Origin of the sequence: Adhaeribacter pallidiroseus (assembly GCF_003340495.1) — a bacterium.
GTDB classification, from domain to species: Bacteria; Bacteroidota; Bacteroidia; order Cytophagales; family Hymenobacteraceae; genus Adhaeribacter; species Adhaeribacter pallidiroseus.
Window position 1 is genome coordinate 659230 of sequence record NZ_QASA01000001.1, and the last position, 24129, is coordinate 683358.

A 24129-nucleotide genomic window follows, 5' to 3' on the forward strand; every position below is an offset into this window, starting at 1 on the left:
AGTAATTGTTGACGCAAACATTATTTTTAGCGGCATACTCAACTCTAATGGAAAAATTGGAGATCTTCTGATAAATTCAAAAAAACATCTTCACTTTATCGCCCCAGAATTTTACGAACAGAAATTTACAAGCATTTCTCAAAACTTAGTAAAGTCTCCCAATTACATTAGAACAAGTTAGAGAAGCTAAATATCAAATTTGCAAGGATATAATTTTTATTTCGACAGACTTGTCTGATTGACAACACGACAACTCTAAAACGAACAATAAGATTTTCATAATTTTAAAGTAATTAAGAATAGTTTAAAAATAAAGACCACCGACATGAATGCAAATCTGATTGATAGCTACTTTTTAATGCTAAAAAACCTTGGCCCCGACAATAAGTTGGAGCTGATTGCACGACTTTCTAAGTCAATGAAAACGACAAAAAAACAAAAGATAACTCTTGGAAGTCTTTATTCGGAGCGTTGGTGCTTGACCAATCGGCAGATGAATTTGTGGAAGATTTAAAAAAGGATAGAAAGTTCAGCCGCAAAACGATTAGCAGCAATGGCATTGCGGTACCGAGTAGGCTAATAACCAATGATATACACTAAGAAAAAACAGGGTAAATAACTTTTAAGTTTGCAACTTATAGCAATAAAATATGGACAGTCGGTTCACGGACATTATTCAACTTATAAAACAATCGCGGACTAATGCCATAAAAGCCGTTAATGCTGAATTGATTAATCTTTATTGGAATATAGGAGAATATATTACTAAGAAAATTGAACGATCTGAATGGGGCGAATCGGTTGTAGCTGAATTAGCAAAATACATTCAACGAAACGAACCGGAAGCAAAGGGATTCTCCGATAAAAATCTTTGGAGAATGAAGCAATTCTATGAGACTTACAAGGACTTTCCAATACTCTCAACACTGTTGAGAGAAATTAGTTGGTCTCATAATTTAGCTATTTTTTCAAGATGTAAAACAGCAGAAGAAAGAGAATTTTACATTAAGTTATCGAAAAAAGAAAAGTATAGTTTCAGAGAACTTGACCGACAAATTTCCGCCAGTCTTTTCGAGCGAGCTATGATAGGAAATTTAAAAATCTCAACAGCGTTGAGAGAAACTAATAACGACTTAACCAATACCTTCAAAGACAGTTATATTTTTGAATTCTTGAGTTTACCCGAACAACACCGCGAAAGTGAGCTACAATATGGACTTGTCAGACAAATGAAGAACTTCATACTCGAACTTGGCAAAGATTTCTTGTTCATTGGGGAAGAATACAAATTACAAGTTGGCAACAGCGACTTTTATATTGACCTTCTGTTTTACCACCGTGGCTTGCAATGTTTAGTTGCTTTTGAACTAAAGGCAGACAAGTTTAAGCCTGATCATTTAGGACAGTTGAACTTTTACTTGGAAGCCTTAGACCGTGATGTGAAAAAATCAAATGAAAATCCAAGTATTGGAGTTTTGTTGTGCAAAGACAAGGACAACGAAGTAGTTGAATATGCTTTGAGTAGAAGTCTTTCTCCGACAATGATTTCAGAATACAAGACCCAACTTCCTGACAAGAAGCTATTGCAACAGAAGATACACGAACTATTTGCCAATGATAGCGGCGGAAAATAGAACCACTGCTGCCAACAAGGGTTTGGCAAAAGGGTGAGTAACGTGTTTTTATGACACATTTCTAGTTGAAGAGACGATAGTGAATTTAATGAGCTTTTATGCTGAAATGCTGCTACTTCACCAAATCCTAAACCGTTGGTAGCAATGCCTTGCAGATTTATTTCATGTCAAGTTGTATATCATTGCCTAAGAGATTTAGTAAACCTAGCTAATACTGGCTGGGACAATTTTTTTAAATTTTCACCTAAAATCTATTTCAATATACCCGCTTATAAATGAGAAAACTATACATCATCGGGATTACGGCATTAAGCCTGCTGGCTGTTGCTTGTAATAACGATAAACCTGCCTTTGGTTCCAAGCAATGGGCCGAGTACCTGGGAGGCCCCGAGCGTAACCATTATTCCACGCTGGAGCAGATTACCCCGGCCAACATCAAACAGTTGCAGGTGGCGTGGCAGTATCGCACGCTGGATTCGGGCCAAATCCAGTGTAACCCGATTATAGTGGATAGCATCTTGTATGGCATGACCGCTACCACCGAACCTTTTGCCTTGAATGCCGCCACCGGTAAAGAAATTTGGCGCGTGCAAAGCGAAGGCACCGACCAGTTTAGCACCAGTCGCGGACTCAGTTACTGGAAAAAAGGCGACGATCAGCGGATTTTATATACCAACGGGCCCTGGTTGTACGCCGTAAATGCCCTGGATGGTAAACCTATAACTTCCTTTGGCGAAAAAGGGCGGGTAAGTTTAAAAGCTGGTCTGGGTAAAACGGCCGTCGATAAAATGGTAATTTCCAACACCCCGGGCACCGTTTACGAAGACCTGATTGTGATGCCATTGCGGGTATCCGAAGGTACCGATGCTGCCTTAGGGTTTATCCATGCTTTCAATATTGTTACGGGTAAAATAGCTTGGGTTTTTCATACCATTCCTTTGCCCGGCGAATACGGTTACGATACCTGGCCGCCGGATACGTATAAAAATACGGAAGTAGGTGGGGGCAACAACTGGTCGGGTATGTCCGTGGACCGGGAGCGCGGCATACTGTATGTGCCAACCGGCTCGGCGGCGTATGATTTTTACGGGGCCAGTCGTAAGGGCACCAACCTGTTTGCCAATTGTTTGCTAGCCCTGGATGCTAAAACGGGCAAGCGCAAATGGCATTTTCAATTGGTGCACCACGATATCCTGGACCGCGACCCGCCCGCGCCCCCGAACCTGATTACAATTACCCGCGACGGTAAAAAAATCGACGCGGTAGCGCAGGTAACCAAGCAAGGACTTGTTTTTTTATTTGACCGGGAAACCGGCCAGCCCTTGTTCCCGATAGAAGAAAGAAAAGTACCGCCATCCGATATTCCAGGGGAAGCCAGCTGGCCTACGCAGCCGTTCCCGGTTAATCCAGCCCCGTATGCCCGACAAACCTTCACCGAGGCCGATATTAACCCGTTGGCCGAAAACCGCCAGGAACTACTGGACCTGTTCCGGAAAAGCCGCTCCGAAGGAATATTTACCCCGTTGAGTGAAAACGGAACCATTATTTATCCCGGATTAGACGGTGGTGCCGAATGGGGCGGGGCCGGGGTGGACCCGGAGGGTATTATGTACGTGAACAGCAGCGAAATGCCCTGGCGTATCTCCATAGGTCCATCTGCCACCGAAGAGCAACTGGTAAGCATGACGCCCGGCGAAAGCCTTTACCGGATGACCTGTACGTCTTGTCATGGTGCGGAGCGTAAAGGAAATCCCCAAAGTGGTTTCCCGTCTTTGGTGGATATTAAAGATCGGCGCGATAAAAACTACGTTAAAAATATTGTTTCGCATGGTAAAGGCATGATGCCGGCTTTTCCGAAACTGACGGAGAAACAGAAAGAAGCCTTAGTCGGTTTCTTATTCGACGATGAAAAAATTGAGGAGAAAGAGTCGGGTTTAGCCAAAGAGCCGGGAAAAGTAAAAAATACCTACTCCATATCGGGCTACAGTAAGTTTATCGATAAAAATGGGTATCCGGCCGTCCGGCCGCCCTGGGGTACGCTAAACGCCATTAACCTGAATACCGGCGAATATGTCTGGAAAGTAACTTACGGCGAGCATCCGGAATTAATCGCAAAAGGGATTCCGCAAACCGGTGCCGAAAGTTACGGTGGTCCGGTAGTAACCGCCAGCGGATTAATCTTTATTGCCGGTACCAAAGATGGTAAGTTTCGGGCCTACGATAAAATAACCGGGAAGCTGCTCTGGGAAACCAAACTGCCAGCGGCTGGTTTTGCTACGCCCAGTACCTATGAGGTTAACGGCAAGCAGTACGTGGTAATCGCCTGCGGCGGTACCAAACTGGATTCGCCTTCGGGCGATAGTTACGTGGCATTTGCGCTACCCGATAAGAAATAAAGCATGAAAAATCAATCACGGCGGGATTTTTTAAAAATTGCCGGCAGCCTGGCGGGAGCTGCGGTTCTAAATCAGGTATTGCCGGGTTGTGCTGGTTCCGGGGCGTCTGGTAACGAGGTAAAGCTAAGCGCGCATTTATGGGAGTACGCCCGCCAGTTTCCGCCTGATTGGGATTGTACCCCCATCCTGGATTCCATATTTGCCGATTTTAAATACGCCGGATTAAAAGGCATGGAAATGATGGAAATACACCTGCAGCAGAAAGATGCGGTCGAAAATATTGGGGCCATCAGCCAAAAGCACGGGGTAGCCGTAACCGGCATTTCTTATTACGCCGAAATGTTCGATAAAAACCAGCACACTGAAATATTGGAAGACGTGGAACTAGTTAGCGGCCACATGCAACAGCTGGGAGCCACCGAATTTGGGATCACCACCGGTTTTTTTAAAGGCAAAAAAACGGAAGAACACCTGGATAACGAAGCATTATTGATCAAGGAAATCATCAAAATTTGTGAAAATCATCAGGTAGTAGCCAATATTCACAGCCATAGTAATGAGTTGCAGAATGAGCAGTTTGAGTGGAAAGGCTTGATTAAACGGATACCGGAAATAAAACTAGGACCTGATCTGAACTGGGTAGTGCGGGCCGGGTTAGACCCGGTGGCGTTTATCCACGAATACGGCCGGCAAATGGTTTACCTGCACCTGCGCGACCAAACGGCGGCTGGGGTCTGGACGGAAGCAGTAGGCGAGGGCGTAATTAATTTTCCGGGTATTGCGAAAGCGTTACAAGAGGTAAATTATACTGGAACGGCGGCCATTGAGCTAGCTTTTGATAAACCACCGGTAAGGCCGATTAAAGAAAATTTAAAAATAAGCCGCGCGTACGTGCACCAGGTTTTTGGATGGTAATTTTATGACAAGGGAAAAATTAAACGATACGGTAAACATTAACAGCAAAGGGATTGCTGCGAATACTTATGATGCCATTGTGATTGGCTCGGGTATGTCGGGAGGCTGGGCGGCGAAAGAACTTTGCGAAAAAGGTTTGAAAACGCTGGTGCTGGAACGGGGCCGGAACGTGGAACACATCAAAGATTATCCCACTGCCACCAAAGCGCCCTGGGAAATGCCGCACCGGGGTACTTTGCCGCTAAAACAAACCGAAGAAAATCCCATAGCCAGCCGCTGTTATGCTTACGACGAATACACCCAGCATTTCTTTGTAAAGGACCAGGAACATCCTTACCAACAAGTAAAACCGTTCGATTGGATACGCGGTTACCAGGTAGGCGGCAAATCGCTGATGTGGGCCCGCTGGACCCAGCGCTGGAGCGACCTGGATTTTGAAGCGAACGCCAAACAAGGCATTGCGGTCGACTGGCCGATCCGTTATAAAGACATCGCGCCCTGGTACGCGTACGTCGAAAAATTCGTGGGCATCAGCGGCAACCGTGATGGCATTCCCCATCTGCCCGACGGGGAGTTTCTGCCACCCATGGATATGAATGCAGTTGAGGAGCATCTGAAAGAAAGCATTGCTACAAATTACACCGACCGGCAACTGATCATATCCCGTACGGCTAACTTGTCGAAAGGCTTAACCAACCGCGGACCCTGCCAGTACCGGAACATGTGCGCCCGGGGGTGCCCTTACGCGGGTTACTTTAGCAGCAATTCGGCTACTTTACCTGCTGCCGCCGCCACCGGGAACATGCTGCTCCGGCCGTTCTCGGTAGTGCATTCTCTTATTTATGACGAGCTTACCCAAAAGGCCAAAGGAGTACGGGTAATAGACACCAACACCCAGGAGGCCACCGAATATTTTGCCAAAGTGATTTTTGTAAATGCCGGTACGTTAAACACCACCTTGTTATTTTTAAATTCAACCTCCTCGCGCTTTCCCAATGGCTTCGGTAATGATAGCGGCGAACTGGGGCACAACCTGATGGACCACAATTACCGCGGCCACGTGAACGCCGAATTCCCTGGTCTGCAGGATACGTATTATTATGGCCGGCGGCCCACCGGGGTATATATTCCGCGCTTCCGGAATGTAGGAGCTAATGTGCAGAAAGATTTTTTACGGGGCTATGCTTTCGCGGCCGGTGGTTCCCGGCGTACGGGTAACCCGGGTAACGAAACCATTGGCGCGGCCTTTAAGGAGGCACTGACTAAACCGGGGGTTTGGGATATCTGGATGACCGGCATGGGCGAATGTTTGCCTTACCACGAAAACCAGGTAACCTTAAGTAAAACCAAAAAAGACCAGTGGGGCATGCCCGAACTGGAGATTGATTGCGAGTACAAAAACAACGAACTTACCATGCTTAAGGATATTTTAGTTAGCGGGGCCGAAATGTTGGAAAAAGCTGGTTTTGTCAACATCGAAGCGTACGATTCGGAACAGGCACCCGGCCAGGGCATTCACGAAATGGGAACCGCGCGCATGGGCCGCGACCCTAAAACATCTGTATTAAACGGCAATAACCAGGTTTGGGGAGTTAAAAATGTGTTTGTTACCGATGGCGCGTGTATGGTGTCATCCGCTTGCCAAAATCCTTCCTTAACCTATATGGCGCTAACCGCCCGGGCCGTTGATTTTGCCGTAAAGGAGCTTAAGCGCCGGAATATTTAAAAAATCAGTTTATGAAAAATCACTTTTTTAAATTTTTTGAATTGGGGAGTATCGACTTGTTGGCTGTATGCTAAATCTATAGCTAAAACAAGAACAGCCGCCGCAATATAATTTCCCGGATATTTGTTGTGCTCCGTAAATGCTTACTGAAAATTTTACAGAATAGCACAAATCCTTTTATTAGGTGTTGACCCGTTGGAGTAAACTTAGAATATGGAAATAGCTTCAATAATAGTGATAGTTATAATGGCAGTTAGTCTCATGTTAACTGTAGTATTCTTATTAGGCTATTTAATAAAAAGGAGAAAAGCAAGGTTAAAAAATGCGGCACTATCTTTTAGCACTGGGGCTTTCGCATTGTTTTTACTTATAGTTGCCGAAGAGCTGTTCTTCTCTTACAATTCTAAAAACAAGAAAGAAGTTTTAGTTGCTTCCAGAGAAGCACCAATTGGGGGTATACTACTAAAGCTTTATGAAGATAGCACCTATGAGATAGGTGTTTTAAGAGAAGTGAGATCGGCTGGTACGTTTGTACTGAAATCGGATACTCTCTTTATTACCGCTACTGATCATCCAAAGCAAAATAATTATATTACCCAAATATCTTTCATCATAAAAGATGGATACTTGGAGCAGATAGAAAATACCGGAATTGGATTTTTAGAAATTCACGTGAACAAGTTAAAATAAGAAAAGCTCTCCCCACACGATGTTAAGCCAAGTCTCGGCTTCGTGTTGCGCGCTTTACTTATTAAATGTTACGCTTAAACTAATGCTTCTCTGATTTAATTTTAAAATAATTCGGATTATCAATCCGAGTACTCCCGGGCAATTATATAAACTGGTATTTAAGTAAAATGTATGCAAATAAAAAAGCACTTACCAGATTTCTCCGAGTAAGTGCTTGATATTGAGGTGGGCCCACCTGGAATCGAACCAGGCACCTACTGATTATGAGTCAGTTGCTCTAACCGAATGAGCTATAGGCCCGTCAAAAAGAGTTTGGCTTCTTTTTGATTTTGGGAGTGCAATTTTACATATTTGCAGCGCATTTTCCAAATTGTATTTAAAAAAATCCCGTGGATTTAGCGCGTATCAAAAACATTATCTTCGACCTGGGTGGCGTAATCATTAACCTGGCTTTTCAAAATTCGGTAGAGGCACTGCGTTTGCTCAGTAAAGAACAACGCGCCATTGACTTTACGCCCAAGGTGCAATCCGAGTTTTTTGACTTATACGAAACTGGCCAGATTTCCTCGGAAGCTTTCCGGCAAGGTTTGCGGGACCAATATGGTATTATGGGCGACGATAACGCTCTGGATGAAGCCTGGAGCGCCATGCTGCTCGACATACCCGCTGAAAGAATAAAGCTGTTACAAGAGTTAGGCACGCAGTACCGTTTGTTCCTACTCAGTAACACCAATGCCATCCATGCTGAGCGTTTTAACAAAACCGTACAGGAAGTATCGGGTTTACCGAGCCTGGATAGCTTATTTGAAAAAACGTATTATTCGCACCTGGTAGGTTTGCGCAAACCGCATGCCCCCGTGTTCGAGCATATTTTAAAACAAAATAACCTGGTAGCCGCCGAAACTTTATTCATCGACGATAGTATGCAGCACATCGAAGGGGCCCGGCAGGTGGGCTTGCAAACGCTGCATTTGCAGCCACCGCTTACGATCAACGAATTTTTCCAGAATGCGCGCTAGTCATACTGCCCGAGAATACCTTTTTCATTTTTTTTTATTTTGCCTGGCTTTAGTTACTACTACCATTGCGGGAGCCGAGTGGATGTCGGCGAAGTTTTTGCTGGTAATTACTACCGATTGGCGGTTTGTTAGTTTACTGACGCAAGCACAAGTTTTAAACGGTTTGTATTATTCACTGCCGTTTTTAGGGGTTTTAACCGCTCACGAATTCGGCCATTATTTTACGGCCCGCTATTACCAGATCCGGGTAACGTTGCCGTATTACATTCCGTTTTGGCTTCCTTTGCTGCCTACTATTGGCACCATGGGCGCCGTTATTAAAATACGAGACCGTATTTTTTCCAAAAAAGAATATTTTGATGTGGGTATTGCCGGGCCGTTGGCGGGGTTTGTAGTGGCTATTCCTTTGCTGTGGTACGGCTTTACGCATTTACCCGCGCCCGAATATATTTTTACCATCCACCCGGAATATAAAAAATACGGACTCGATTACGCAAACCAAGTTTATCAGAATACGGGCGGCTCTATGGCCTTAGGAAAAAATTTGTTGTTTGTGTTTTTTGAAAAATTTGTTGCCACAGACCCGGCTCTGGTACCTAACCAGTACGAACTCATGCATTATCCCTTTATTTTCGCCGGGTTTTTGTCTTTGTTTTTTACCGCCATGAACTTGCTGCCCATCGGCCAGTTAGATGGGGGGCATATTCTGTACGGATTAATTGGATTTCGGAATTTTAACCGGCTCTCTCCGGTGTTTTTTGTGGCTTTTATTTTTTACGCGGGTTTAGGAATAGTGGGACCACATACCCCACCCGACGAAAGATACTGGCAATTTTTGCTGTACGCCGGTTATTTGTATATCGTATTCGAACGAGTAATGCCTACTCCCCGCATGGCGCTGGCTTTAGCGGCCATCGTGTTCTGCGTGCATGTGGGCTTGGCATTTCTGATACCAGGTATAAAAGGCTACCCCGGTTGGTTGGTATTTGGCTTACTATTATCCCGGTTATTAGGAATATTCCATCCGCCAGCCCCCGACGAAGCTCCGCTAAGTACCGGCCGGAAAGTACTAGGCTGGTTAACGGTGCTTATTTTTATACTTAGCTTTAGTCCTGCTCCTTTTTTGTATGAATAAATTACAGGCAGCCCTCTTTTTTAATTTTTAGCAGTCTTCCTGCCAATCAGCTGCTTTTATTACAATGTAATACTTAGCCACGCTTTGATTATAGCTAGAAAATAGCAGCAGGAGAGAAGGATTTAATAGAAATCCTGGGGAGTAACACTTTCGAATAGTATCACAACCACAAGCCTTCGGTTTTTGAAATGGCTTTAGGTGCGCCAGCGTTTAGATTCAAACAAGCCGTAATTCTATAAAATATTTAGGTTGTTTGCACGACAACTTTCAGGTTAAGCTTGGGGTATTATAATTGCCGGATTCGATTTTATTGCTTATAAAGCAGGTAAGTAATCATGAAAAGATTTGTACTGTCGGATAGTCATGGGGGGTATAGAGCCATAAGGCAGTGCTTAGAACGGTGCGGGTTTAACCAGGAGCAGGATCAGCTGTTTTTTATAGGCGATGTGGTAGATGGCTGGTCCGAAACCAAAGAAAGTATTGCGCTTTTACTTACTATCCCCAATCTAATTTACTTACTGGGCAATCACGACCAGTGGGCATTGCAGTATTACACGGGCAACTTTTTTAGTGTGGCAGACGAAAATGATGCGGAGCTGGATATGTGGCTGGTGCAAGGCGGCGCGGCTACTCTAAAATCATACGGTTTAAAAGAAGGAATACCAGCAGAGCACCTGCAATTCTTACTAAATGCCAAATCGTATCACGTAACCCCGGATAATATTTTACTGGTTCATGCCGGATTTGATCCGGAAATGGACCTTGCTAAAACTAACTCCGAATATTTGATTTGGAGCCGAAATTTTATAAAACAACATTATCAGGCTTACCACAAACTAAAACGTAATCCTTTCTCGAAGGAAGAACTTCGGGTTGCTCCTTACAAAGAAATATACCTGGGCCATACGCCCACTATTAGTTTCGAGAAAAAGCAGACCTTACCCTTAACCATGGGCAATGTAATTTTAATGGATACCGGCGCTGCTTTTACCGGAAGGCTTTCGGTGATGGATATGGATACGAAAGAAGTTTGGCAATCAGATCAATTAATACATTTGTACCCGGATGAACCTGGCCGGAATGGTATAAGTTGGCGTGAATTACGCAGCGCCTGAAACGAAGTACCTGCTTCCTAATTTAAAAAAAACGGCAGGAAGCAGGGGGCGTATCTCCGAAATTTAAAAAATTGTAGAAGCCTTGGAGTAGTAATTTAATTTATTAACTCAGCAACCAAGATTCTGCTTCTGTTTCAGTATCAAAAGTTTCGATTTGCAGGTAATTATGGGCCAGTTGATAAAATTTTTGAAAGGACCGTTGGCCGTAAATGCCCGGCGATAAAACATGAGCAAAATGAACCACCCCTAACATATTAGCTTCCAGCACCCATTTTCCGCCCAAAAATAAAGCGCCATCGTCCCAGGGGCCAATAAGTTCTTTGTTGCTGTTGAGGATAGCCGAACAAGGATCTTGTTTTAATATACTGAGTATCTGATTAGCCCCCATCATAATCGTTTCGATGGACTGAATGCCAATCCAATTCACGTAAATAAAGGAATTGGCACCCTTCCGGTCTGCTTCAAAAAACAGATCGCCGTTGGCTTTTTTTAACTCCTTTTTATGCATTATTATTTAAAATAGGCGCTGGGTAGATGGTACGAATAAGAACGGGCAAAATGTAAAATTAGTGATTCACGAGATAATGGTCGTGGGTTAGAAAGTCTTTGATAGCCTGGATGGTTTCTGCGGGGGCGCTTAAATTAGGACAATGACCCGTGGCCTGCATTACTACCAAAGTGCTTTCCGGAAGGTGGTGGTGCATGTAGTGGCCCACTTCCAAAGGCGCAATAACATCTTCCTGGCATTGTAAGATCAACGTTTTTTTAACTAACTTTTTTAAATCGGCGCGGTTATCCGACCGAAAAGTAAGATGCGCAAAGTTGCGGGCTACTTCTTCGTTGCTCCGGCAAAAACTGCTCACCAGTTCAGCGCCCAACTCTGGCCGGTCGGCGTTGCCCATAATTACCGGCGCCATGGCCCCGGACCACGTTAAATAGTTGCTATCCAGCGATTCCAACAAACTAAGGATATCCGATTCCGCAAATCCGCCGGTATAGCCGGGTTCATTGATATAGCGTGGCGAAGGCGCAATTAATACTATTTTCTGAAAAAGCTTTGGAGCCTTTATAGCGGCCAAAACGCCCAGCATGGCACTCACCGAGTGACCCACATAAATTACTTCTTCTAAACTCAGCGCTTCGCAAATTTCCAACACGTCGTCGGCGTAGGCTTGCAAAGAACAGTATTTGGCGGGTGAATAATCCGAAACATCCGACTGGCCAAAACCCACGTGATCAAAAAGAATTACCTGGTAATCGTTGGTAAAAGCAGGCGTGATAAAACGCCACATGTTCTGATCGCAACCGTAACCGTGCGCGAAAAGCAAGGGAGTTTTTCCCCGGCCAATTATTTTAACATTATTTCTTTTTAAAACATCCATATATATGCACTATAAACAACCCATTAAGGGTAAAAACTTGGATTGAAATTGCTGGATCAACTCTTTGCTATGCCTAAAAACTACCATCCGAACAGTATTTTTTAAATTTTAGACTAATGTGCCAACAAGGTTTTGGCTTTAAAAAGGCTAAACCAAATGGCCACTACAAGTAAAAGAACCAACGTTAAAAATCACGAGAGAAGAATCTTGAAGCTTATACGTAAGTTATACCAGAATCTTTATAAAATTTATCCACATTTTGCAAATTAAGCGAAATGCCTGCCACATACAAAAACCTACTGACCGGAAAATTAAAAAGCCCCGGATGTTTTAACCGGGGCTTTAAACCAAATGCTTGTTTTTGTAAAAGGATACAGTAAAAATTAGTTCAGTTTTTTGGCTGTGGTGCAAAATGTATGCTGGACTTAAATTGTGAAGCATTAGCAATTATAGGCTACAAAGTACTTCTTCAAATCTACAAAACATCACTGTTTAAGTTGTTCCAGAAGGTTTTAAAGGCTATTTAATTTTGAAAGCAATCTCATTTTTCACTAGAGCCATTTCAATAATTTTTTATAAAACAAATCCTTGTCCGGAAAAGAAACTGAAAAGGTGCAGATTGTAAAGCTGTTTATTCCTGATTTTAAAGAAAGTATTCTTACATTTAACAAATATACCCATCCTTTTTCCCAGGTTTTTTTATGAAAAGAGGCTACTTTGTATTCTGGTTGTTGCTGTTATTACTACTTAGCGGTAGTGGATTGGTTAAGGCTCAAAATACGCCGCCCAAAGCAGTAAACTTAACCATTAACCTGCAACAGCCCCTTGCGCCCATGGAACCCGTATGGGCCTGGTTTGGCTACGACGAACCTAATTATACGTACATGCGCGATGGCCAAAAGCTTTTGTCGGAGCTGGCCGCTTTAAGTCCGGTGCCGGTTTACGTGCGGGCGCACAATTTGCTTACCACCGGCGATGGCACCCCGGCTTTAAAATGGGGCTCCACCAATGCCTACACCGAAGATGCCAACGGCAACCCCGTGTACGATTGGACGATTGTGGACCGGATTATGGATACCTACGTAGAAAGAGGCATGCGGCCCATGGCGCAAATGGGTTTCATGCCCGAAGCATTATCAGTAAAACCGCAGCCTTACGGCCATCATTGGCAACCAGGCCAATCCTACGAACAAATTTTTGCCGGCTGGACGTACCCGCCCAAAGATTATAAAAAATGGGCCGACTTAATCTACGCCTGGGTAAAACACTCCATCGACCGGTACGGCAAAGCCAAAGTACAAACCTGGTACTGGGAACTCTGGAACGAACCCAACAGCAAATACTGGGGTGGCACCGTAGAAGAATACTGTAAATTGTACGATTACTCCGCCGATGCTGTAAAACGGGCCTTGCCCACCGCCAAAGTAGGCGGGCCGCACGTAACCGGGCCAGCGGGCAGCGGGGCGGCCAAATTTTTAAATTTTTTCTTAGATCATTGCTTGCGCGGCACCAACAATGTAACGGGTAAAGTAGGTACGCCCCTGGATTTTATTGCTTTTCACGCCAAAGGAGCGCCCAAAGTGGTAAACGGCGCCGTGCGCATGAACATGGGCCAACAGTTGCGCGATATCTCCAGTGGTTTTGAAATTGTTGCTTCTTACCCGGAATTAAAAAAATTGCCGATTATTATTGGCGAATCCGACCCGGAAGGCTGCGCGGCTTGTGGCATGCAAACCAATCCCGAAAATGCCTACCGCAACGGTACTATGTACTCCAGTTATACCGCGGCCTCGTTTGCCCGTAAATACGCTTTAGCCGATTATTTTAAAGTTAATTTTAAGGGGGCAGTGTCGTGGTCGTTTGAATTTGAAAACCAGCCATGGTTTTACGGCTTCCGCGACCTAGCTACCAACGGCGTCGATAAACCGGTGCTGAATGTTTTCCGGATGTTCGGTAAAATGCAAGGCCAGCGGGTACAAGTAAGCGGTAATCCGGCGTACTCGTTTTTGCAAGTGCGTGATAACAGTGTGCGCGGTCCGGAACCGGACATTAACGCTTTAGCCAGCTCCGGTGTAAAATCGGCGGCCATCATGGTTTGGAATTACCACGACGATGATGTACCCGCGCCCGCTTCGCCGGTAACCATTACCATAACTGGCCTACCCGCGAAACCAGTTACGTTTACGCATTACCGCATCGATCAGGAGCACAGCAATTCCTACGAAGTTTGGAAAAAGATGGGCTCGCCCCAGCAACCCTCGGCTGCCCAAATGAAAGAACTGGAAAAAGCTGGTCAACTACACCCCCTGAGCGCGCCAAAAAGAATAACCGCTAATCAGGGGCAAACGCAAATAACCATGCAGCTGCCGCGCCAGGGTGTATCGTTGCTGGATTACACCTGGCAGTAGTATTTAGACGATAGCTACCAGCAATACAAATGAAAACTATAATTGCTTATGTTCTCCCATTGCTTATTTCCTGCTCTAAACCTACTGTGAATCACTCTGAGATAAAATTAGATTTAAGAGGAAAACACTTGACGGCCATCCCTAATGAGGTATTAGAGAACACTAATATTGTTTATTTAGACTTAGGTAGTTGCGAAATATCCTTTTACCCCCCGTTATCGACTGCAGACCATAGTAAAGCTAACAGTTTAACTAAATTGCCTGAAAGGATTGGTAAGCTTACCAAATTAAAAACATTAATTCTGAATACAAATAAGTTAACAACATTACCTAATTCTATTACAAAGCTAAAACAGCTTGAAGTATTGGACTTATCAATTAATACTGAGTTGGATATTGTAAAAGAGTTAGATAAACTTAAAAGGTTGCCTAATCTTAAAGTTCTAAAAATTGTGGATGTTAAGCTTAGTAGGGACGATTTTGAAGTAGTAAAAAAGTCTTTATCTCCTGAAATAAAAATAATAGTGACTATTCAGGAATATGCAGATAGTATAAACTAAGCAGTAAAGCAGGTAACAACACCTATAGTGCATAAGCGCAGCATAGCTCAGTCCGTTTTAGACACTCGTAGCAAGAAACAAGCATTAGGATTAAAGTAATTCTACTAAGAACTGGGAACAAGTCCGTTGTGGCTTTTGATGGAATAATGTATTTTTTATTTAGCCTCCTAATCAAGCAATTATTTTTAAATTTTTACTTGTCCAAAGCCATCTGTTTGGCTAACTAATCCTCTATTTTGGGTTCAATGTATAGTTGTTTAATAGTAGGAATGCGGCTTTGAATATTTTGCCGGATATCTTTGATAGCCTGCGTAATTTCCCGGCTCAAAATATCTTCTTCAAACGTAAGCGGAATAACCACAATTATTTCTTCGGGACCCATGTGCATGGAGAGCGGTTTATCTACCTGCGCAACAGCCGGGTTGGCTTGGGCCAGTTGCATTACTTCCTGCAGCAAAGTTTCATCGGCAATTTCACCCATAAGCAAACTGCGGCTTTCGCGGAGCAATAAACCGGAAATAGCGGTCAGAATTACCCCAATCAAAATAGAAGCCACCGCGTCAAAATAAGGATTCTGAAAATAATGCCCCAGGAATACACCCAGAAAGGCTACCGTTAAACCTAGCAAATCGGCGGCATCTTCAAATAAAACCACAAACGTAGAAGGATCTTTGCTTTGCCGGACGGCGGTCCAGAAGGGCGTACCGGCGCGTTGCCGGGTAAATTCGCGTTGCGCGGTAATATACGAAACACCATCAAACAAAAAGGCAAAACCCAGCACAATGTAGTTCCATTTCGGGTCTTCGATGATCGTGGGGTGTTGCAGGTGCGTAATGCCCTCGTAAAACGAAATGCCGCCGCCAATGCCAAAAATTAAAATTGAAACAATAAATGCCCAAAAATATAACTCTTTGCCGTAGCCAAACGGCCGACGGGCATCGGCAGGTCTATTACTCCGGTGAATGCCGTACAGTAACAACACTTCGTTGGCCGTATCTACCACCGAATGAATGCCTTCCGAAATCATGGCGGAACTGCCCGTTATGCTGGCCGCAATAAATTTAGTAACCGCAATCGCTAAATTGGCCGCCAGGGCACTGTACAAAGGAACTTTAGAAGCCGCCATAATCCAGATTAAGTTTTTAATACGAATACCTACTGCATTTTACTTGAATGGTTGACTCAAGAAAGATTATTTTGTGATTGGTTTGGGAATTATAAATAAAGCAATACAAAAAAAATCTCCGAATGTTAGAACCAAGATTGATTGCAGCCCGGCTTGGGTCGTTTTTTGGTACTTGTTAGTTTTGCAGCAAGCCGGTAAGTTCCCCAATACTAAACGGTAAATTTTTAAAAATATAATGCAATCGTGTATTTAAAGAGATAATTTTAAATTATTTTAACAGGAACCGAACGTCCGGTTGTAAAATGTAAACAAGTACGCTTATCGGGAATGATTGAAGGTGTTTAACTTGTTTATCCCATATAAATTTATGATGGAAAAGCCTTTAGCGGATATTACCTCGGAAGCCGATATAAAACATTTGGTCGATAGCTTTTACAATAAAGTAAACCAAGACGTTTTACTGGCTCCTATTTTTAACGACCACGCCCGGGTAAACTGGGAAAAGCATTTGCCGATCATGTACCAATTCTGGAGTTCTATGTTATTAGGCACGTATACCTACGCTGGTCAGCCTTTTCCGAAGCACGCTTTTTTGCCGGTAAATGAACTGCATTTTGACCAATGGCTCCTTTTGTTTAACCAAACTGTAATTGAAAACTTCAGCGGGCCTATAGCCGATGAGGCTAAACTGCGCGCCGCCAACATTGCCCGTATTTTCTCTAATAAAATCGCCATTATTCAGGGGCATCAACCAGGTATTCCTACCATTACACATTAGAAATTCAAATCTAAAGAAACAGTAAAAGCAGGAGTTCGGCGGCACTTATCTGGGAAATAGTCCGTTGAAAAATAAAAAATTTAAAAAACTGCCTTTACCTTTTGTTTTTAAAAGTAAATTCCGACGTTTCACCTTTTCCATTCGACACTTCAATCTACTTCCGGTTTTCTGAAGGCGGCTTTTTCAAGAGTTTTGGTCTATGTTTTACTTAACGCCTAACCAAAATGAAAAAGCTTTTCTTATTTATACTTTTGTGCACTTTCGCGCAACAATTGCTGGCCCAGCCCATTACCCAGGTGGTGCGCGGTACCGTTACGGACGGGGCTTCTAAAACTCCCATTCCGGGAGCAAGTGTGTTGTTGTTAAATCCGGCGCCCGCCGTGGGTACCACTACCGATGGAAACGGCCGCTTCCGGTTAACCCAGGTGCCCGTCGGGCGGGTAAACCTGCGTCTTACTTTGGTGGGGTACGAAGACTTGTTTTTAAAAGATGTAGTGGTGAACGCGGGGAAAGAAGTAGTGCTGGATCTGCAATTAATTGAAAGTATTACGCAACTGCAGGAAGCCGTAGTCACGTACCGCCGGTCCGAAGATGTTACCGTAACCAATAACGAAATGGCTACCGTGAGCGCCCGGCCTTTTAACCCCGGCGAAACCTTAAAATACGCGGGCAGCCTGGGCGATCCTTCGCGCATGGCCGCTAATTTTGCCGGCGTAAGCGGCGCCAACGATGCCCGCAACGATATTGTGGTGCGCGGCAACTCGCCGGCTACCTTGCTGTGGCGCCTGGAAGGGGTGAATATTCCGAACCCGAATCATTTTGGGGCGCTGGGCAGCTCCGGTGGACCAGTGCCGATGCTCAACGCCAACTTATTAGCTAAATCGGATTTTTTAACCGGGGCTTTCCCGGCCGAGTACGGCAATGCCTTAAGTTCGGTGTTTGATTTACGCTTACGCCAAGGCAACGACGAGAAAAAAGAACACTTGGTGCAGGTTGGTTTTAACGGCATTGAATTGGGGGCCGAAGGTCCGTACAGCAAAAAATCAAAAGCCTCGTACCTGGTAAATTACCGCTATTCGTTGTTCGGGTTAATGGCCAACCTGGGTTACAAAATTGCCGGCACGCCTTACTATCAGGATTTTACTTTTAAAACCGATGTGCCGGTAGGTGCCAAGGGCCATGTATCTTTCTGGACGATTGGCGGCCGCAGCAACATTACTTTTCTGGGCAAAGACGTGAGTACCGATGGCGATGGCTACGGCGATGAAAACAACAACATAAAGGTGAATTTTTTTACCGGCATGGCGGCTCTGGCCTACGAGCACCGTTTTACCAACAATACTTACGGCCGGCTAACTTTCTCGGGTTCCCGTTCTTACCAGCAGTACAACGCCGATACCGTACTGTACAACGCCGGCGACGGCAAAGAAATAATTGCGGAAATCCCTAGTGAACAGTCGGAATTTGAGAACGAGAAGTTATCCGTAAATGCGTCGGTTAACCATAAATTTAGTGCCCGCGATAAAATAGCGGGGGGAGTTATCTTAGATTTAAGCCGCTTTAACTTAAGCAACAGCCAGCTTTACCCGGTTGCCCAGGCGTTCCGCAATTCCGAAGGGAAAACTACGCTGGCGCAAGCTTATGTGCAATGGAAACACCGGTTCACGGAACAACTTACGCTAAACACCGGCCTGAACGGGATGCATTACGAATTGAATAACCAAACGGTGCTGGAGCCGCGCTTGGGTTTAAATTACGAACTAAATAACCGCAGCTCGGTAAGTGTGGCGTACGGTTTACACAGCAATGTGCAACCCATTCTGCTTTCGTTTTACCAAACCCAAAACCCGGATGGTACTTACGACCTCAGCAACAAAAATTTAAAATTTACCCGCAGCCACCATTTTGTAGGAAGTTACCAAAGAAGTTTAGCACCTAATCTGCAACTAAAAACCGAAATCTATTACCAGGCCATTTTTGATGCGCCCGTCGAGAAACAACCTAGTTACTACTCAGTACTTACCGAAGGGGCCGACTTTGCCCCCATTGATAAAGGCAACCTGGTGAATAACGGCACCGGCCGCAACTACGGTCTGGAAGTTACCCTGGAGAAATTATTCGCCCACAACTATTATTTTTTAATTACCAACTCGCTGTTTAATTCTAAATACAAAGGCAGCGATGGCCAGGAGCGCAATACGCCATTTAACGGCAAATACGTGGTAAATGCCTTAGCCGGCAAAGAAATAGCCCTGGGCAACCGGAATAATACGCTCAGCTTAAACTGGAAAATTACCTCCGCCGGCGGCCGGTACGTGCGCCCCATTGACTTAGCCGCATCGGCGGAGCAACGCACCACGGTTTACCAAGATAACCGCGCCTACAGCGAAAACCTGAGCAGTTATTTCCGGATGGACTTTAAGTTTGGCTACAAAATTAACCGGAGCCGCCTGACCCACGAAATTGCCCTGGATTTGCAAAATATTACCAACAAAGAAAACGTGTACCAGCGTGCCTATAATCCCCGGACCCAACGAATTGGTACGGCTTACCAGCAAGGCTTTTTACCCATACCTTTTTACCGCCTTACTTTTTAAGTGCCAGGTTATTAATGGTTTTCTAATTGATTTTCAGGCTTAAAAGAAGTAATATTAAGGAGTAAAATTTAAAAAAACGGCAAAAGCCAGATCCGGATTTTGCCGGACATCCGAAAGAGAAAAAATATGATACGAATGGAAACGAATATACTCGCCCGGGATGGTACGGCCCGGCTGATCGGCATCCCGCTCATTAGCTTTACCATTGCGGCGATCATGCATATTAATGAACTACTAACCGGCGACCCGGGTTTTCTGCAACATTGGTTCATGGCTTTTTTTACTACTTTAACCATTTGGGAAGGCTGCCGGCAAGCATTCTTCTTTTTTCGCCGGCAATATCCGGGTTTTCATCAAACCCGGATACGGCTGATCACCCAGGGCATTTTCATATTAATTTACACCTTTCTGGTAGCCGCCCTCAGCAACCAGGTTTGCCACTTTTTGTGGTCCGGTAACGAACCCCGGCATACGCTCCTGAATGATTTTTTAATTTCGTTAATACCCACGGCCATTGTTACCATGGTGTACGAAAGCGTTTACTTTTTTGACGAATGGAAAAAGAACGTGCAGAAAACCGAATCGCTGGCGCGCGAAAACGTGCAATCGCAACTGGAAACTTTAAAAAACCAGCTCGATCCGCACTTTTTATTCAACAGTTTAAATACCTTGGCGGCCTTAATTGACGTGGAAAATGAAGCGGCGGGCGAGTACCTGGAAAAACTGTCGGATGTGTACCGTTATGTATTAACCAGCCGCGATAAAAATACGGTAACCCTGGCAGAAGAAATGAATTTCTTGGATGATTACGTGTATTTAAACAAGGTCCGTTTCCGGGATAACTTACAAATAACCAAGGCTATTTCGCCGGAAGCGTACCACCAGTTAGTAGCGCCCCTGAGTTTGCAGATGCTCGTGGAAAATGCCATTAAACACAACATAGTTTCGAAAGAAAAGCCGCTCCACATCCGGATTGTGCAGGAAGAGGGCCAGTATTTATCGGTAGTGAATAATCTGGAAGCGAAAGTAATTTTTGAAACCTCCACCAAAGTAGGACTGCAGAACATTGCCAACCGGTACAAATTACTATCGGAGGAACACATTGAAATTAAAAAGGAAGCCAGTTTTTTTAAAGTTCGGCTGCCTTTGTTGCAACCCAGCTTTGCCTGAAAATTTTAAAAAAATTATGACCACCACTATTATTATCGAGGATGAGTACCCGGCGGCCGAAAGATTGGAGAAATTACTGTTAAAATTAAACAGTCCGGTGCAGATTTTGGCCGTAATCCAAAGTGTGTCGGGCGCGTTAGCTTGGCTGGCCGAAAACCCGGCGCCCGATTTGATTTTTTCGGATATTCAGTTATCCGACGGTTTAAGTTTTCAGATCTTCGAAGAATTTCCGGTAAAAAGCCCCATTATTTTTACCACTTCCTACGACGAATACGCTATTAAAGCTTTTAAAGTAAAAAGCATCGACTACTTACTCAAGCCCATCAAGTTTCAGGAACTACAAACGGCGGTGCACAAATTTAAAGAAATGCAACTACTGTCGGTAAACGATTACTCGCTTAAAATTGACTCCTTACTGGATAGCTTACAAACTACCGGTAAACGCTACAAAAACCGTTTTTTAGTAAAGCACCACGAGCAATTAGTACCCATCCAGAAAGAAGAAATTGCGTATTTTTTTACTTCTAACGGCTTGGTGTGCCTGGTGCGGCGCGACGCCAAGCATTTTTTAATTGATTACCATCTGGAAGAACTCGAAAAGCTATTGGAGCCCAGTTACTTTTTCCGGTTAAACCGCCAGGTAATTGCTACTCTGCCCGCCATTCAGCACATTCATACGTACTTTAACGGCAAACTCAAACTAGACTTACAACCAAAACTGACCCAGGAAGTAGTGGTAAGCCGCGAAAAAGTGCAGGCGTTTAAAGAATGGATGGAAGGGTGATGAACTACGTGAAAAATTTAAAAAACGGCCTCTTTGGAGTGCGTTTTTTAAATTTTAAGTAAAAGATCAAAATAGTAAGCAGGAGTTTCCATCGCTAACTACATGGTCTTTCTTTGGCGCCTTTTCAAACTCGATAGCACCTGAGCATGGAGACTTGAAAAGGCTCCAAGTAAGTAGGCAATATCTACCAAGATAAATGCAGTTAACAGCAGAACCTTTGTAAATGAGAAATTACCTATAAAAAATTTACTTAAATTTGTAACATGTTGGAAATTAACTGCGTAAGAATAGTTATAAACGAACTAAGGTAGCAATGCTTTAGTATTTAAGAAAAGCCAGACTTAAAACGCCTGGCTTTTTGTTTTGTATTACGGCTTATCCCATTTTTTAAATTTTTTACCTTTTACCGGCCCCCGGGCGGACAATGCTGTTTTAAATAATTGGTATATAAAGTAGATAAATGCTCCTTTGTCCCCGCACCTTCCGAAATGCTGTGCGTGCGGTTGGGATAGGGCATTACCTGGAACTGCTTGTTATATTTAATCAGCTCGTTAATCAACTGCTCGGCGTTGTTGTAATGCACGTTATCGTCGCCGGTACCGTGGATGTAGAGCAAATTGCCCCGTAAGTTTTTGGCGTAAGTGATGGGCGAACCTTTAACAAAATCTTCTTTGTTTTCCTGGGGCAAGCCCATGTAGCGTTCCTGGTAAATGTTGTCGTACGTTAGTTGGTTGCCCACCGCCGCTACGGCAATGCCAGTTTTGTAAATCTGCGGGTACTGAAATAACAAGTTTAAAGTAGCCGAACCGCCCCCGCTCCAACCCCAAACCGCTACCCGCGCGGTATCAATAAAGGGCATTTTTAAAATTTCTTTGGCCGCGAGAGCCTGATCCTTAATATTTATTAAACCTATGTGGCGGTAAACGCTTTTGCGCCATTCCCGGCCTTTGGGCACAGGCGTGCCCCGGTTATCGATGGCAACGTATACGTAGCCGTCCTGGGCCATGTTGCCCCGGTACAAAGTGTTACTGCCAATGCCGTACTCGTCTTTTACAATCTGACCCCAAGGCTCGGTGTACACGAAAAATACGACCGGGTATTTTTTGGTTTTATCCAGGTTAGCGGGTTTTAGCATCCAGGCATCCATTTCTACGCTTTCGCTGGTTCTAATTTTAAAAAATTCCAGGTTGGATTTGGCTTTATCAGCTTTGCTCACGGCATCCGCTACGGCGCTGGTTTTATCTAAAGGCTGGTGGTTGGGTAGGCTTATCCATTCGGTACTACTGGGCGTGTAATAGTTCGAAAACTGGTGCCGGGCAAATTTGGTGTTGGACGCTAAAATATAGGAGTGCGTGCCGGGCTGGGTGGCGGGCGAAAGGCGTTGTGCCGGGCCTTTGCCGTTCAGGGGCGTACGGTACAAGTAAGCCTGCGTGGCGTTTTCCGGCGAGGCCATAAAATAAATCATTCCTTCGGGCTCGGCTACTTTTACAATTTCCATCACGTCGTAATTGCCGCGGGTTACCAGCGTTTCTTTTTTGCCGTCCCGACTGATCCGGTATAAGTGACGCCAACCGTCTTTCTCGCTAGCCCACAAAAACTCCTGGCCATTTTTCAACCAATCCCAACCGCCATTGGTGTATTTCTGATCCCAGGCGGGCAAAATATCAATCCAGGCAGCATCTTTTTCCTGGTAAATCGGGGTAACCTTACCGGTACCGGCCTGACCAATAAATAACCGGCTTTCGTTTTGTTTGCGGTTGAGCTGCTGCAAAATAACCTCGTTCGGGTTAGCCGTCCACTCGAGGCGCGGCACGTAGTGCTGGCGCGGGTCGCCGGGAATTTGCAGCCAGGTGGTTTTGGCCGTAGCTATTTCTACGATCCCGATTTTATAAGGCGAAGGCGCCTGGCCAGCCACCGGGTATTCCACGGGCTGTATCTGCGAGTAAACCGAATCCGTCAGGTTGATCATGTAGTAATCTTTTACCTGGTTGGCATCAATCTGCCAGTAAGCAATTTTTTTGCCATCGGGGCTCCACCGGAAACCGTTCCGGCAGAAAAACTCTTCTTCGTAAGCCCAATCAAAAGTGCCGTTAATTAACTTGCGGGTGCCATCGGTGGTGAGGGGCTTGGTAGTTTGGGTGCTTAAGTCTTCTACGTAAATATTATGCTGGCTCACGTAGGCCACCTGGTTGCCATCCGGCGAGAATTGCGCAAACATTAAACTGGCGGTTAGCTGGTTCTTTCCGATTTGGGCTAAAGTTTGGTTTTTTAAATTGTACACCCAGTAATCGCCCCGGGTATGCTCCCGCCACACTTTGCGGGTATTGGTAAACAGTAAAATTTTTTGCTCATCCGGAGAAAATGCAAAGCTGCGAAACGCCAAAGGAGTTGTTTGTCCAACCGGAATTAACTTTTCCTGCGCCAGCATTACTTGTTTTTCGCGCCCCGGCAAGGTGAATCGAACAATATTGCCCTCTTCCTGTTGCACAAAGGCATTACCAGCTTTCAGCCAGGTTACAGTTCCGCTGTTTTGGGCCCAAGCCGGATGCATTTGGAAAGCTATGGCAAGCAGAAGTAACCATTTTTTAAAAATTTACCTTTCATGCAGTAAGATTAAGGGGGTATTTAGGGGCAAGTAAATGTTTTACTGGATAAGTATAAGCCTTCTTCTTGATTTTTTTCTGAAGTATTTGG

At 44.6% G+C, this 24129-nt stretch carries 18 protein-coding genes and 1 tRNA gene; 14 read left to right on the top strand and 5 right to left on the bottom strand.

Features of this window, described 5'->3' with window-relative positions; translation table 11 throughout:
- Positions 1 to 650: 650 nt before the first annotated feature.
- From AHMF7616_RS02440 to AHMF7616_RS02460, 5 genes are all read left to right on the top strand, one after another.
- On the top strand, positions 651 to 1634 hold the full coding sequence (locus AHMF7616_RS02440; protein ID WP_115371438.1) for a PDDEXK nuclease domain-containing protein: 984 nt from the start codon (positions 651 to 653) through the stop codon (positions 1632 to 1634).
- Positions 1635 to 1909: 275 nt separating this feature from the next.
- On the top strand, positions 1910 to 4030 hold the full coding sequence (locus AHMF7616_RS02445) for an outer membrane protein assembly factor BamB family protein (protein WP_115371439.1): 2121 nt from the start codon (positions 1910 to 1912) through the stop codon (positions 4028 to 4030).
- 3 nt (positions 4031 to 4033) lie between these two features.
- Entirely contained in the window at positions 4034 to 4945 is a 912-nt protein-coding gene (locus AHMF7616_RS02450; protein ID WP_115371440.1) for a TIM barrel protein, read from the top strand.
- A 4-nt stretch (positions 4946 to 4949) separates the two neighbouring features.
- Positions 4950 to 6671 (top strand): GMC oxidoreductase, encoded by a 1722-nt coding sequence (locus AHMF7616_RS02455; RefSeq protein WP_115375423.1) that lies wholly within the window; start codon positions 4950 to 4952, stop codon positions 6669 to 6671.
- A gap of 213 nt (positions 6672 to 6884) precedes the next feature.
- Positions 6885 to 7361: a hypothetical protein gene (locus tag AHMF7616_RS02460; protein ID WP_115371441.1), complete on the top strand. Its 477-nt coding sequence runs from the start codon at positions 6885 to 6887 to the stop codon at positions 7359 to 7361.
- A gap of 226 nt (positions 7362 to 7587) precedes the next feature.
- On the opposite strand, the gene AHMF7616_RS02465 is transcribed toward AHMF7616_RS02460, so the two are convergent.
- Positions 7588 to 7661, bottom strand: a tRNA-Ile gene (locus AHMF7616_RS02465).
- Positions 7662 to 7750: 89 nt separating this feature from the next.
- On the opposite strand from AHMF7616_RS02465, the gene AHMF7616_RS02470 reads away from it, so the two are divergent.
- The 3 genes from AHMF7616_RS02470 to AHMF7616_RS02480 all read left to right on the top strand — a co-directional run bounded on the left by AHMF7616_RS02470 (position 7751) and on the right by AHMF7616_RS02480 (position 10630).
- Positions 7751 to 8380 carry an HAD family hydrolase gene (locus AHMF7616_RS02470; protein WP_115371442.1) on the top strand — a complete coding sequence of 210 codons (630 nt, stop codon included), beginning with the start codon at positions 7751 to 7753 and terminating at the stop codon, positions 8378 to 8380.
- Positions 8370 to 9515 (top strand): site-2 protease family protein, encoded by a 1146-nt coding sequence (locus AHMF7616_RS02475; RefSeq protein WP_115371443.1) that lies wholly within the window; start codon positions 8370 to 8372, stop codon positions 9513 to 9515. The genes AHMF7616_RS02470 and AHMF7616_RS02475 overlap by 11 nt, the downstream gene beginning before the upstream one ends.
- A gap of 335 nt (positions 9516 to 9850) precedes the next feature.
- Positions 9851 to 10630: a metallophosphoesterase gene (locus AHMF7616_RS02480; RefSeq protein ID WP_115371444.1), complete on the top strand. Its 780-nt coding sequence runs from the start codon at positions 9851 to 9853 to the stop codon at positions 10628 to 10630.
- A 103-nt stretch (positions 10631 to 10733) separates the two neighbouring features.
- Here AHMF7616_RS02480 and AHMF7616_RS02485 read toward each other — a convergent pair whose 3' ends face one another.
- Both AHMF7616_RS02485 and AHMF7616_RS02490 read right to left on the bottom strand, forming a co-directional pair.
- On the bottom strand, positions 10734 to 11138 hold the full coding sequence (locus AHMF7616_RS02485) for a hypothetical protein (RefSeq protein ID WP_115371445.1): 405 nt from the start codon (positions 11136 to 11138) through the stop codon (positions 10734 to 10736).
- A 58-nt stretch (positions 11139 to 11196) separates the two neighbouring features.
- A complete protein-coding gene (locus tag AHMF7616_RS02490) occupies positions 11197 to 12012 on the bottom strand; it encodes an alpha/beta fold hydrolase (protein ID WP_115371446.1) in 816 nt (271 codons plus the stop codon).
- A 701-nt stretch (positions 12013 to 12713) separates the two neighbouring features.
- Between AHMF7616_RS02490 and AHMF7616_RS02495 the strand changes: the two genes are divergently transcribed.
- Positions 12714 to 14420, top strand: coding sequence for a GH39 family glycosyl hydrolase (locus tag AHMF7616_RS02495; protein ID WP_115371447.1), 1707 nt, complete (start codon positions 12714 to 12716; stop codon positions 14418 to 14420).
- A 29-nt stretch (positions 14421 to 14449) separates the two neighbouring features.
- Complete coding sequence (locus AHMF7616_RS02500; protein ID WP_115371448.1) at positions 14450 to 14980, top strand: leucine-rich repeat domain-containing protein; 531 nt, start codon at positions 14450 to 14452, stop codon at positions 14978 to 14980.
- Positions 14981 to 15203: 223 nt separating this feature from the next.
- On the opposite strand, the gene AHMF7616_RS02505 is transcribed toward AHMF7616_RS02500, so the two are convergent.
- A complete protein-coding gene (locus tag AHMF7616_RS02505; RefSeq protein WP_115371449.1) occupies positions 15204 to 16106 on the bottom strand; it encodes a cation diffusion facilitator family transporter in 903 nt (300 codons plus the stop codon).
- A gap of 367 nt (positions 16107 to 16473) precedes the next feature.
- Here AHMF7616_RS02505 and AHMF7616_RS02510 point away from each other — a divergent pair, with 367 nt between their 5' ends.
- From AHMF7616_RS02510 to AHMF7616_RS02525, 4 genes are all read left to right on the top strand, one after another.
- Positions 16474 to 16884: a group III truncated hemoglobin gene (locus AHMF7616_RS02510; protein WP_317047577.1), complete on the top strand. Its 411-nt coding sequence runs from the start codon at positions 16474 to 16476 to the stop codon at positions 16882 to 16884.
- Between the two features lie 224 nt (positions 16885 to 17108).
- Positions 17109 to 19481, top strand: a complete 2373-nt coding sequence (locus AHMF7616_RS02515) for a TonB-dependent receptor (protein ID WP_115371450.1) — start codon at positions 17109 to 17111, stop codon at positions 19479 to 19481.
- A gap of 135 nt (positions 19482 to 19616) precedes the next feature.
- Entirely contained in the window at positions 19617 to 20651 is a 1035-nt protein-coding gene (locus tag AHMF7616_RS02520) for a sensor histidine kinase (RefSeq protein ID WP_115371451.1), read from the top strand.
- Between the two features lie 16 nt (positions 20652 to 20667).
- A complete protein-coding gene (locus AHMF7616_RS02525) occupies positions 20668 to 21435 on the top strand; it encodes a LytR/AlgR family response regulator transcription factor (RefSeq protein WP_115375425.1) in 768 nt (255 codons plus the stop codon).
- A 403-nt stretch (positions 21436 to 21838) separates the two neighbouring features.
- Here the strand turns inward: AHMF7616_RS02525 and AHMF7616_RS02530 are convergent, their stop codons facing one another.
- Positions 21839 to 23986: a S9 family peptidase gene (locus tag AHMF7616_RS02530; RefSeq protein ID WP_115371452.1), complete on the bottom strand. Its 2148-nt coding sequence runs from the start codon at positions 23984 to 23986 to the stop codon at positions 21839 to 21841.
- Between the last annotated feature and the right edge of the window lie 143 nt (positions 23987 to 24129).

What these genes read in the sequence shown, in the direction of transcription:
- AHMF7616_RS02455 (WP_115375423.1), top strand. Translation starts at nt 4,950, where the DNA reads ATGACAAGGGAAAAATTAAACGATACGGTAAACATTAACAGCAAAGGG.
- AHMF7616_RS02500 (WP_115371448.1), top strand. Translation starts at nt 14,450, where the DNA reads ATGAAAACTATAATTGCTTATGTTCTCCCATTGCTTATTTCCTGCTCT.
- AHMF7616_RS02475 (WP_115371443.1), top strand. Translation starts at nt 8,370, where the DNA reads ATGCGCGCTAGTCATACTGCCCGAGAATACCTTTTTCATTTTTTTTTA.
- AHMF7616_RS02480 (WP_115371444.1), top strand. Translation starts at nt 9,851, where the DNA reads ATGAAAAGATTTGTACTGTCGGATAGTCATGGGGGGTATAGAGCCATA.
- AHMF7616_RS02505 (WP_115371449.1), bottom strand. Translation starts at nt 16,106, where the DNA reads ATGGCGGCTTCTAAAGTTCCTTTGTACAGTGCCCTGGCGGCCAATTTA.
- AHMF7616_RS02530 (WP_115371452.1), bottom strand. Translation starts at nt 23,986, where the DNA reads ATGCATCCGGCTTGGGCCCAAAACAGCGGAACTGTAACCTGGCTGAAA.
- AHMF7616_RS02510 (WP_317047577.1), top strand. Translation starts at nt 16,474, where the DNA reads ATGATGGAAAAGCCTTTAGCGGATATTACCTCGGAAGCCGATATAAAA.
- AHMF7616_RS02525 (WP_115375425.1), top strand. Translation starts at nt 20,668, where the DNA reads ATGACCACCACTATTATTATCGAGGATGAGTACCCGGCGGCCGAAAGA.
- AHMF7616_RS02490 (WP_115371446.1), bottom strand. Translation starts at nt 12,012, where the DNA reads ATGGATGTTTTAAAAAGAAATAATGTTAAAATAATTGGCCGGGGAAAA.
- AHMF7616_RS02515 (WP_115371450.1), top strand. Translation starts at nt 17,109, where the DNA reads ATGAAAAAGCTTTTCTTATTTATACTTTTGTGCACTTTCGCGCAACAA.
- AHMF7616_RS02450 (WP_115371440.1), top strand. Translation starts at nt 4,034, where the DNA reads ATGAAAAATCAATCACGGCGGGATTTTTTAAAAATTGCCGGCAGCCTG.
- AHMF7616_RS02520 (WP_115371451.1), top strand. Translation starts at nt 19,617, where the DNA reads ATGGAAACGAATATACTCGCCCGGGATGGTACGGCCCGGCTGATCGGC.
- AHMF7616_RS02445 (WP_115371439.1), top strand. Translation starts at nt 1,910, where the DNA reads ATGAGAAAACTATACATCATCGGGATTACGGCATTAAGCCTGCTGGCT.
- AHMF7616_RS02460 (WP_115371441.1), top strand. Translation starts at nt 6,885, where the DNA reads ATGGAAATAGCTTCAATAATAGTGATAGTTATAATGGCAGTTAGTCTC.
- AHMF7616_RS02495 (WP_115371447.1), top strand. Translation starts at nt 12,714, where the DNA reads ATGAAAAGAGGCTACTTTGTATTCTGGTTGTTGCTGTTATTACTACTT.
- AHMF7616_RS02440 (WP_115371438.1), top strand. Translation starts at nt 651, where the DNA reads ATGGACAGTCGGTTCACGGACATTATTCAACTTATAAAACAATCGCGG.
- AHMF7616_RS02485 (WP_115371445.1), bottom strand. Translation starts at nt 11,138, where the DNA reads ATGCATAAAAAGGAGTTAAAAAAAGCCAACGGCGATCTGTTTTTTGAA.